The following is a 9,962-nucleotide window of genomic DNA, read 5'->3' on the forward strand; positions in this document are numbered from 1 at the left end:
GCGACCTGCGACCTGCGACCTGCGACCTGCGACCTGCGACCTGCGACCTGCGACCCTACCGCTCCGGGGCGACGGGCGCACGACGGATGATTCGCGTGCGCTCGGCGGGGATCGCGCGGAGGAGCAGGCTCACAATGCGCCCCACCGGCGACTGACGACGCGCGACGACCTCGGCGCCCAGCCACGGCCTGGCTGACTCGTACCACACCAGCGACTCGCGCGCGGAACCCAGCGCGTACTCGAACAGGCGCACCCGATCCGCGCCGGAGCTCCGGCTGTAGCCCTCCGCGATGTTGGCGGCGGTCGACCCGAGGGCGCGCTGAAGTTGGTCGGCGAGCGAGCGTCCGCACGGCACGCGCATGAGGCATCTGACATCGCTCCACCCCGCGTGAACCGCGAAGCAGGCCAGCTGGAACGCCCGCATCCGCCACACGGGATCGGACGCGAACGCCGCCGGCGGCTGCTCGACCCACCGCTCGAACTCGATCTCGGCGCCGACCATGGCGAACGATGCCGTCGCGCACTCCGCGCGCCCGGACCGAACAGACGCGGCTCGGCGCAAACGGTCGCAGGTCGCAGGTCGCAGGTCGCAGGTCGCCCGTAGGTCACGCGACCCACGCGCGCCCCGGGGCGCCTCGCGATCATGGGCGTGCCCTCACCGGCCACCCATCCCGAGTCACCCCGATGCGCGCCTACCGACTGTCGTTCGCCGCCGCTCTGAGCGCGGCCCTTGTCCTCCCGGGCGCGCTGCGCGCCCAGCTCCCCGCGCAGGACCCGGCCGCCGCGGCGCCGTCCGCGCGCCCCGTCCGCGTCGGCTTCGGCGGCGGCGTGGTCGTGCCGCGCCAGGGCGCGACGATGCGCCAGATCAAGTCGGGCGTGCACGGCCAGGGCTTCGTCCTGGTGCAGCTCCCCGCCGGCCTGCCCGCGCTGCGCTTCAACGTCGACATGGCGCGCATGCGCCTCTCCCCCGCCGCCGTGCCCCCCGTCGTCGGCCAGCCGGCGCCCGAGGAGACGATCCGCTCGATGCTCGCCGGCGTCGCCAGCCTCAAGGTCGACCTGCTGCGCGGCCCCGTGCGCCCGTACGTCACGGCGGGCGTCGGCGCCTTCCGGCTGAGCGACGAAGCGGCCGCCGGCGCCGCCGACGACGTGCGCTCGCAGGTCGACTTCGGCGTCGAGGGCGGCGCCGGCCTCGCGATCCGCCTCGGCCCGATCGACGCGTTCGCCGAGACGCGGCTGCAGAACGTCTACACGAAGCAGCAGGGGCTGATCGACCAGAAGTCGATCCGCGCGTTCCCGATCACGTTCGGCTTCATCTTCTGACCACGACCGCACCGGCGGGAGTCGCGACGGCGGGAGTCGGAGGAACGGGAGTCGCTACCGCGCAGTGTGCATTCACGACTCCCGCCCTTCCGACTCCCGCCGTGACGACTCCCGCTGCATCGCCCACGAGAATGCCCCGCTTCCTCGCCACCCGCCTCGCGCTCGCCGTCGCCCTCGTCGCGGCGTTCGCCCTCGCCGTCGCGCCGCTGGCGCTCGCCGCGCAGCCGGCCGTCGCCGCCTACAAGCTGTCGATGGCCGACGTGAAGAAGTACGGCGCCACCATGCAGGAACTCGGCAGGGTCATGAAGGCCGCGCCCGCGCTGGAGGAGCAGTTCACCAGCGACATGGACGACTCGGTCGACGAGACCGCCAGGCGGCTCGGCGGCGTGCCGCAGTTCCGCCCCGCGTTCGCGAAGACGGGGATGACGCCGAGGCAGTTCGCCACCACGCAGTTCGTCATCCTCGGCGCCGGCATGGCCGTCGGCGCGCCGAAGGGGAGCAAGTCGCCCGAGCAGCTCGTGAAGGAGATGGGGATCGACCCGGCCAACGTCGCCTTCATGCGCGCGCACGGCGCCGAGATCCAGGCGCTGTTCAGGGCGCTGCGCGCCGACGACTGAGCTCAGCCGGCCAGCAGCCCCCACACCGTCCACGCGACCAGCCCCGTCATCACCAGCGTCGTCGCCGCCGCCCCGGCCTGGAGCCACGCGGGGTGGCGGTACGCGCCGACGACGGCGGGGCGGCGCGCGGCGAGCAGCATCGTCGCCAGCGCGACCGGCAGCACGCACCCGTTGACCGCGCCCGCCAGCACCAGCACCCGCACCGGGCGCCCGACGGTCAGGAAGATCGCCGCCGACGCGACGATGAAGGCGACGATCGCCACGCGCCACCGCCGCTCCACCGCCGGCGACACGGCGCGCAGGAACGACACCGTCGTGTAGGCCGAGCCGACCACCGACGTGATCGCGGCCGCCCACATGAGCAGGCCGAACAGCCGCACCCCGGGCTCCCCCGCCGCGGCCCGGAACACCGCCGCCGGCGGGTTCTCCGCGCCCAGCACCGCGCCGCGCGTCACCACGCCCAGCGCGGCGAGGTAGAGCCCCACCCGCACCGCCGACGCGAGCAGGATCCCGCTGGTCGCCGAGCGCGTCGCCGCCGGCACCGCGTCCACGCCGCGCAGCCCCGCGTCGAGCAGGCGGTGCGCGCCCGCGAAGGTGATGTAGCCGCCCACCGTGCCGCCCACGATCGTCACGATCGCCAGCGGGTCGATCCGCGTCGGCGCGACGGTGCGCACGACGGCCTCGCCGAGCGGCGGCGCGGCGCGCGCCAGCACGTACGCGAGCAGCGCCAGCATCACGAAGCCGAGCAGCGCCGCGAAGCGGTCCATCGCGCGCCCGGCCGCGGGCACCAGGAAGAGCGCGACCGCGAGCGCCGCCGAGAGCGTCGCGCCGACCGGCGCCGGCACCGCCAGCAGCGCCTCCAGCCCGAGCCCCGCGCCGGCGACGTTGCCGACGTTGAACGCGAGCCCGCCGAACGCCACGCACGCCGTGAGTGCGAGCCCGAGCCCCGGGCGCACCGCGTCGGCCACCGGCGGCGCCGGGCGCCCGGCGACGACCAGCGTGCGCCACACCGTGAGCTGCGCCGCCAGGTCGAGCAGCACCGAGCACAGGATCGCGAAGCCGAAGCTCGCCCCCAGCCGCTCGGTGAACACCGCGGTCTGCGTCAGGAACCCCGGCCCCACCGCCGACGTGGCCATCAGGAACGCGGCGCCGACCAGCGCGCCGCGCGTGCCGCGGGTCCCGCCGGTCCCGCGCGCGTCGCTCATCCGCCCGCCTCCGACGCCTCGCGCAGCGTCCGGAAGAGCGCCGCGAGGTCGGCGCGCGAGTAGTTCGCGTTCAGCCCGCTCGGGTTGGGGAGCACCCAGAGGCGCGTGTCGCCCATCCGCTCCGGCTGCTCGCCGAGCCCCGCCTTCGGGCGCGCGAACGCCGTGCGGTAGGCGCCCATCCCCAGCACGGCGAGGAGGCGCGGGCGGTGCGTCGCCACCTTCCGCGCCAGCGCGGCGCCGCCGGCGACGTACTCCGCCGGCGCCAGCTCCGCGGCCGTCGCGGTCGCGCGGGCGACGACGTTGGTGATCCCGTACCCCAGCGGGAGGAGGAGACGCTCCTCGTCCGGCCGGAGGCGGCGGTCGGTGAAGCCCCCCTCGTGCAGCGCCGGCCAGAAGCGGTTGCCGGGGCCGGCGAAGTGGTGCCCCGACCAGGCCGTGTAGAGCCCCGGGTTGATCCCGCAGAACAGGACCCGGAGCCCCGGTCCGATCACGTCGTCGACCGTGCGCGTGACGGCCGCCAGCAGCTCGGCGCGCGTCGGGCGGGGGGGCTGGGGGGCAGGCACGCCGGGATTTACGGGGGCGCGGGCGCGCCGTCTACCGCTCCGGCCCGGTCCGGGTGCACCTTCCCGGCCCTTCCACCTCCACGGACGCACTCCCATGGGCAAGCCGCTCCCCCCCCGCGACCACAAGATCTCGAAGGACGAGGCGAAGGCGAAGACGAAGAAGTACAAGGAGAAGAAGCCCAAGAAGGAGGACCGCTTCCCCACCGTCGCCTACCACGCCGAGGCGTACCGCCGTATCCTGGACCAGCCGGGGTGCGTGGGGATCCGCACCTATCCGGGGGAGGACGAGGACGGGACGCTCACGACCATCCTCGTCGGCGTCGACGCGGACGGCAACGACATGGTGGAGGGGGCGCTGATGCAGAACCCCTTCTTCTGCCCGCCGGAGTGCTCCGACGGCAACGAACTGAATCAGGGCTGACCCGCCTCGCCGCCGTGCCGCTCCGCGTTCCCCCCTGGCCGTACCTTCTCGACGTGGTGGCCACCGCGCTCCCGACGCTGGCCGCGTGGCGCGCGGGGACCCTCTCGTGGCGCGACCGGTCCGGCCGCGTGGGGATCGCCTGGGGCGTGCTGTTCGTGTGCGGGCTGGTGCAGCTCGCCGCCTTCATGACCCGCAACGGCGGGATGGTGACGGCGGGGGGGATGGCGTACGCGCTGCTCGCGCCGGCCGTGCTCGTCCCCGCGCTGCTGGCGCTGGTGGGCGGGCCGCCGCAGCGCTGGAGCGCCGCCCTCGCCGCCGTCCTGGTGCTGTGGGGCGTCGCCGCGATGCTCGCCATCGGGACCGGGCGCCGGATCACCTTCGTGTACTCCACCCCGGTGCACTTCGTCCTGCTGGCGCTGTCGATCGTCGCCCTCGGCGCGCAGGGGCGGCGCGCCGCGGACCCGCTGTCGCGCGACGCCGAGCCGGGGTGGGTCTGGATCGGCGTCGGGCACGTGGTCTACTTCCTCACGTACACGATCGGGCGCGCGCTGGTCGAGCTGGTCGTGCCGCAGGGGCGCGCGGCGCAGCTCAACGCGCACTTCGCGACGCTGATCATCTACGCGTTCGCGATGGCCGCGATCGCGTGGGGGATCTGGATGGGGCGCGCGCGGCGTCCGGCGCCGCCGCCGCGCGGGACGCCGCTCCCGACGGCCGGCTGAGCGTCGCCGCCCGTGACCGCCGTCGCGCGGGGGGTCTGGCAGTCGCGCGCCCGCCCGACGATCGTTCCTGCATCGACCGCCGCGATCCCGACGCCGGGGTGAGCACGTGCAGGACACGCTGAAGACCGTCATCGAGCCGCTGGCCTACGCGCCGACGGCGTTCGCCCTCACCCTCGTCGGCGCCGGCGCCGTGGTGGGCGCGGGGCTCGTGATCGCCGCCCGCTGGGGGGTGCGTCACGCGCGCCACGCCCGCGCGCTGGCCGCCGCGGGCGGGCACCTCGTCGTGCTGCGCACCGCCGACGGCGTGTGCGAGCCGCTGGCGGTGCCGCCGCGCTTCGTCCCGCTGTTCACGGCGATCCCGGTCGAGGGCGCGCCGCTCCCGCCGTGGCGCCCCGAGCTCGCGGCCGCGCTCGAGCAGCTGGCCGCGCAGGCGCGCGACACCGACGCCGAGGCGGTCGCGGTGAGCTGCGACGCCGCCGGCTTCGCGCTGCGCCTGGTCGGGCTGCGCGGCGGCGACGGCACGTCGCTCATCGTGCGCGTCGCCGAGGCGGGGCCCGACGCGGCGCGCGTGAACCGGCTGGAGACCGCCGCGCTGCTCAGCGGCGGCCTCGCGCACGACCTGCGCAACGTGCTCAACACGCTCGTGCTGCACGCCGAGGTGGGCGGCGACCACGTGCACCAGCCGGTGAAGGTCGCCGGCCACTTCGAGCGCATGAAGCTCGGCGCCACGCGCGCCGCCGACCTCGTGGCGCTGCTCCGCCGCCACCTGCGCGACGAGTCGCCGAGCACCGTCGCGCAGCCGGTGGTGCTGGCCGACACGGTGCGCGAGGTCGTCGACCTGCTGCGCCCCGGCTTCCCGCGCGGGCTCGCCGTGTCGCACGACGAGCTGGCCGCCGACGCGGTGGTGATGGCGCACGAGCCGGTGCAGCTCCACCAGCTGGTGCTCAACCTCGTGCTGAACGCGCAGCAGGCGATGGCGGGGCGCCCCGACGCGCGCGTCGACGTCGCGGTGACGCTCGACGACGCCGACGGCGCCGAGCCGACGGCGGTGCTGGTGGTCGAGGACAACGGCCCGGGGATGCCCCCCGAGGTGCGCGCGCGCTGCTTCGAGCCGCACTTCTCCACCAAGCGCGCGAGCGGCGGCACGGGGCTCGGCCTCGCCGTCGTGCGCACGATCGTGGTCGACGTGCTCGGGGGGCAGATCCGCGCCAGCGCCGCGGCCTCCGGCGGCGCGCGCTTCGAGGCGCGCCTCCCCGCCCTCGGCCGCGCCGACGCCCGCGCCGTCCTGCGCGGGCGCGCCGGCGCCGTGGTCGACGAGGACGGGGTGTTCACGCTGGCGCGATCCTGACGACGGCGGGGGCGGCGCGGGGCCATTCTTCGACGCGCCCGGCGCTGCGGGCTGCGGGCTGCGGGTTCTGCATCCGCAGCCCGCAGCCCGCAGCCCGCAGCCCGCAGCACCCAGATCCCCCACCCTCACGCAGCCCATCGATGACCGACGACTCCCTCCGCTACCCCATCGGCCACTGGTCCGTCCCGTCCACCACCGACGCCGCGACGCTGGCGGGGCTCGTCGACGCGATCGCGGAGGCGCCGGCGCGGCTGCGCGCGGCGGTCGCGGGGCTGAGCGACGCGCAGCTCGACACGCCGTACCGCGACGGCGGGTGGACGGTGCGCCAGGTCGTGCACCACGTGGCCGACAGCCACGCGAACGCGTACATCCGCGTCAAGAAGGCGCTCACCGAGCCCGGCGCCCCGATCGTCGCCTATGAGGAGGCGCGGTGGGCGGAGCTCCCCGACTCGCGCCTCCCGATCGACGTGTCGCTGGCGCTGCTCGACGCGCTGCACGTGCGGTGGGTGACGAACCTGCGCGCGGCGACGCCCGACGACCTCGTGAAGACGTACCGCCACCCCGAGCTGGGCGAGGTCCCGCTCACCTCCGCGATGGCGATGTACGCCTGGCACGGGCGGCACCACACCGCGCACGTCACGCGGCTGCGCGAGCGCATGGGGTGGTGACCCGCGCGGCGTGGCGCGCGCGGCGTCCTTCCTGATGGAATCGTAATCTCGCCGCACGCCGCCTCGGCTTGAAGGCCGTCGAGGCCGCCGGCAGATTCCCGACGCGGCGACGGCGCCGCGCGGCGATCGACGGCGGCCGGCGGGACCGGGCGCGAGGAGGAGCAGCAGGGGTGCCCACCACCGAGGGCCGGCCGGCGCCGGACGGACATCTGGCGGCGGTCGTCGGCGCGGCGGCCGACGCGCTGGTCGGCCTCGCGCGCGACGGCACCATCCTGAGCTGGAACCCGGCCGCGGAGCGGCTGTTCGGCGTCCCCGCCGCCGAGGCGGTGGGCGCCTCCATCGTGACGACCGTCCCCGACGACCGCCGCGCCGAGTACGAGGCCGCGACGGCGCGCGTGCACGCCGGCGAGACGGTGAGCGTGGAGACGGTGCGCCTGGCGCGCGACGGCCGCCGACTCGACGTGCGGTGGACGGTCGCGCCGATCCTCGACGCCGCCGGCGCGGTGGTCGGGCGCGCCGCGACCTTCGCCGACCTCGGCGAGCGCCGCCTGCTGGAGCACCGCCTCGCGCTCGCGCTGGAGAGCGCCGAGGACGGGCTGTGGGACTGGGACATGACGACCGGCGCCAGCTTCCTCAGCCCGCGCTGGTGCGCGCTGCTCGGCTACGCGCCCGACGAGCTGACGGGGCACGCCGACAGCTGGATCGCGCTGCTGCACCCCGACGACCGCGACCGCGTGTGGGCGAACGTGCAGGCGCACGTCGCGAGCGACGCGCCGCAGTACGCCGCCGAGCAGCGGCTGCGCCACCGCGACGGCTACTGGGTGTGGGTGCAGGCGCGCGGCAAGGTGGTCGCGCGCGACGCCGGCGGGCGCGCGACGCGCATGATCGGCACGATCCACGACATCACGCCGCGCAAGGAGGCCGAGCTGGCGCTGCGCGAGCGCGAGGCGCGGCTGTCGCACCTGCACCGGCTGGAGGCGGTGGGGCAGCTCGCGGGCGGGATCGCGCACGAGTTCAACAACCTGCTCACCGTGGTGCTCGGGCACGCGGAGGTGGCGCGGCAGGCGATCGCGCCGGGGCACGACGCGCACGACGACCTGGCGCAGGTGCAGGCGGCGGGGGAGCGCGCGCGCGTGCTGGTGCGCCAGCTGCTGGCGTTCGGGCGGCGGCAGTGGCTGCGGCTGCAGTCGGTGGACCTGGCGACGCACGTCCCGGAACGGTGCGCGGCGCTCCTCGCCCCGGTGCTGGGCGGCGAGGTGCTGCTGCGCGTGGAGGTCGACGCGCCCCCCGGCACCGCGCTCGGCGTGCACGTCGACGTGGCGCAGCTCGACCAGGTGCTGGTGAACCTCGCGCTCAACGCCCGCGACGCGATGCGCGGCTTCGGCCCGGCGCGCCCCGCGGCGGGGACGCTGACGTTCGCGCTCGACGCGCACGCGCTCGACGCCGGGGCGGCCGCGGCGTGGGCGCCGCTGGAGCCGGGGGCGTACGTGCGGCTGCGGGTGCGCGACACGGGGCACGGCATGGACGCCGAGACGCGGCGCCGCGCCTTCGAGCCGTTCTACACGACCAAGCCGGTCGGCGAGGGGACGGGGCTCGGCCTGCCGATGGTCGAGGGGATCGTCGCCCAGAGCGGCGGCGCGGTGCGCGTGGAGAGCGCGCCCGGCGCCGGCGCCTGCTTCACGCTGCTGTTCCCGGCGGCGTAGGGAGCAGCGCGGCGCGGCGCCGCACCCGCGCCGTCCACAGCGTGGCGCCCACCGCGGTCGCGAGGCCGAGCGCGACGAGCCCGAACCCGAGCTCCGCCCACCGCGCGTAGCGCGCGTGCGCGGCCAGCCCCGCGAACAGCACCTTCGTCCCCGCGGCCGCGTCGGCGCCGGCCTCCAGCTCGCGCATCCGCGCGAACGCCACGGCGTAGACCGCGGCGCCGGCGGCCATCTGCGCGAGCGCGGCGCGCTCGATCCAGCGGGCGGGGCGTGGGGGCGTCGTCATGCCGGCAGGACGCCCGCGGCGCCAGCGGGGTAACCGGCGACCTGCGACCTGCGACCTGCGACCTGCGACCTGCGACCTGCGACCTGACGGCCGCTCTTGGGTCGCAGGTCGCAGGTCGCAGGTCGCAGGCGGGTTCATTGCTCCAGGGTCGCCGCGTGCAGCGTCGACGGCGCCTCGACATCGTCCGGGTCCGTCACCACCCACAGCCGCACCGCGCCCGGCGGGTCGTCGGGGCGCGCGGCGTCGCGCGGGAGCACCCCCTCGACCTTGCCGCGGAAGGGCGCGCCGTCGGGGCCGAGCAGCGGGGCCCAGCGCGCGGCGCCGTCGGGGGCGAGGAGGCCGAGCGCGGAGCCCGCGACCTCGCCGTCGTCGTAGGCGTTGGGCGTGTCCTCGGCGGCCGCCGCGTAGAGCACCCGCCCGTCGGGGAGCGCCGCCGCGTCGGTGAAGTGGAGCGGCGCGCCGTCGAGGTCCCCCAGGCGGTAGCGGCGCCCGTCGAGCAGCGGCGGGAGCGGCGCGCCGTCGAGCAGGAACGCGAGCAGCGCGTCGACCGCCACCTCGCACGTCGCGCTCGTCGCCGGCGCGTCGGACCCGCCGCCCGTCGCCGCGCCGTTGCCGCGGCCGAACAGGCGCACGCGCCCGCCGAGCGGCACCGCCCCCTCGACGTTCAGCTCGCGGCCGGCGAACGCCGGGTGCGCGCGCAGCGCGCCGTACACCGGCAGCGCGCCGCGCCGCTCGTCGCGCGTCAGCACCGGGTCGGGCGCGCCGCCGGGGAAGGTCGCGAGCAGCACGCGCTCGCGCCGCGGCGTCGACCCCGAGCCGAACGCGAGCAGCCGCGCGTCGCGCCCGGCGGGGAGCACGAGGCACGCCTCGAGGTCGTACTTGCGCTGCTTGTTGCCGCGCGCCGCCTCGAAGCGGCGGCGCCCGTCGTCGTCGGCGGGGAGCGTCACCGCGTCGGCGAGCCCGGTCGCCGGGTCGGCGAGCGCGACGAACGCGGCGTCGTCCTGCACGACCGCCACGCGCGCCCCCACCGCGGCGAGCCCCGAGCCCGCGCGGACGTGCGCCGGCCGGTCGAACGCGTCGTCGGCGCCGGCGGCGAAGCGCAGCGGCACGCCGGG

The 9,962-nt window shown here is 76.7% G+C and carries 12 protein-coding genes; 7 read left to right on the top strand and 5 right to left on the bottom strand.

Going from position 1 to position 9,962, the window contains the following annotated elements; genetic code table 11:
* Window positions 1–55 precede the first annotated feature (55 nt).
* On the bottom strand, window positions 56–502 hold the full coding sequence (locus PYV61_RS13915) for a four helix bundle protein (protein WP_275832525.1): 447 nt from the start codon (window positions 500–502) through the stop codon (window positions 56–58).
* A 182-nt stretch (window positions 503–684) separates the two neighbouring features.
* Here PYV61_RS13915 and PYV61_RS13920 point away from each other — a divergent pair, with 182 nt between their 5' ends.
* Together PYV61_RS13920 and PYV61_RS13925 are read left to right on the top strand one after the other, a co-directional pair.
* A complete protein-coding gene (locus PYV61_RS13920) occupies window positions 685–1,320 on the top strand; it encodes a hypothetical protein (protein WP_275832527.1) in 636 nt (211 codons plus the stop codon).
* A 131-nt stretch (window positions 1,321–1,451) separates the two neighbouring features.
* Window positions 1,452–1,937 carry a hypothetical protein gene (locus PYV61_RS13925; protein ID WP_275832529.1) on the top strand — a complete coding sequence of 162 codons (486 nt, stop codon included), beginning with the start codon at window positions 1,452–1,454 and terminating at the stop codon, window positions 1,935–1,937.
* Window positions 1,938–1,939: 2 nt separating this feature from the next.
* Here PYV61_RS13925 and PYV61_RS13930 read toward each other — a convergent pair whose 3' ends face one another.
* On the bottom strand, window positions 1,940–3,142 hold the full coding sequence (locus PYV61_RS13930) for an NRAMP family divalent metal transporter (RefSeq protein WP_275832531.1): 1,203 nt from the start codon (window positions 3,140–3,142) through the stop codon (window positions 1,940–1,942).
* Entirely contained in the window at window positions 3,139–3,705 is a 567-nt protein-coding gene (gene mug / locus PYV61_RS13935; protein WP_275832533.1) for a G/U mismatch-specific DNA glycosylase, read from the bottom strand. The genes PYV61_RS13930 and mug overlap by 4 nt, the downstream gene beginning before the upstream one ends.
* Window positions 3,706–3,799: 94 nt before the next feature.
* Between mug and PYV61_RS13940 the strand changes: the two genes are divergently transcribed.
* The 5 genes from PYV61_RS13940 (at window position 3,800) to PYV61_RS13960 (ending at window position 8,564) form a co-directional block, all read left to right on the top strand.
* Window positions 3,800–4,126, top strand: a complete 327-nt coding sequence (locus PYV61_RS13940) for a hypothetical protein (RefSeq protein WP_275832534.1) — start codon at window positions 3,800–3,802, stop codon at window positions 4,124–4,126.
* 56 nt (window positions 4,127–4,182) lie between these two features.
* Window positions 4,183–4,845, top strand: a complete 663-nt coding sequence (locus PYV61_RS13945; RefSeq protein WP_275832535.1) for a hypothetical protein — start codon at window positions 4,183–4,185, stop codon at window positions 4,843–4,845.
* A gap of 106 nt (window positions 4,846–4,951) precedes the next feature.
* Window positions 4,952–6,193, top strand: coding sequence for an ATP-binding protein (locus tag PYV61_RS13950; RefSeq protein WP_275832536.1), 1,242 nt, complete (start codon window positions 4,952–4,954; stop codon window positions 6,191–6,193).
* A 140-nt stretch (window positions 6,194–6,333) separates the two neighbouring features.
* On the top strand, window positions 6,334–6,861 hold the full coding sequence (locus PYV61_RS13955; protein ID WP_275832537.1) for a YfiT family bacillithiol transferase: 528 nt from the start codon (window positions 6,334–6,336) through the stop codon (window positions 6,859–6,861).
* A 170-nt stretch (window positions 6,862–7,031) separates the two neighbouring features.
* Window positions 7,032–8,564, top strand: a complete 1,533-nt coding sequence (locus PYV61_RS13960) for a PAS domain-containing sensor histidine kinase (RefSeq protein WP_275832538.1) — start codon at window positions 7,032–7,034, stop codon at window positions 8,562–8,564.
* Here the strand turns inward: PYV61_RS13960 and PYV61_RS13965 are convergent.
* Window positions 8,539–8,847: a hypothetical protein gene (locus tag PYV61_RS13965; RefSeq protein ID WP_275832539.1), complete on the bottom strand. Its 309-nt coding sequence runs from the start codon at window positions 8,845–8,847 to the stop codon at window positions 8,539–8,541. The genes PYV61_RS13960 and PYV61_RS13965 overlap by 26 nt on opposite strands.
* 134 nt (window positions 8,848–8,981) lie before the next feature.
* A partial coding sequence (locus PYV61_RS13970; RefSeq protein ID WP_275832540.1) for a hypothetical protein occupies window positions 8,982–9,962 on the bottom strand: 981 nt, incomplete at its 5' end.

Origin of the sequence: Roseisolibacter sp. H3M3-2 (assembly GCF_029211165.1) — a bacterium.
GTDB lineage: Bacteria > Gemmatimonadota > Gemmatimonadetes > Gemmatimonadales > Gemmatimonadaceae > Roseisolibacter.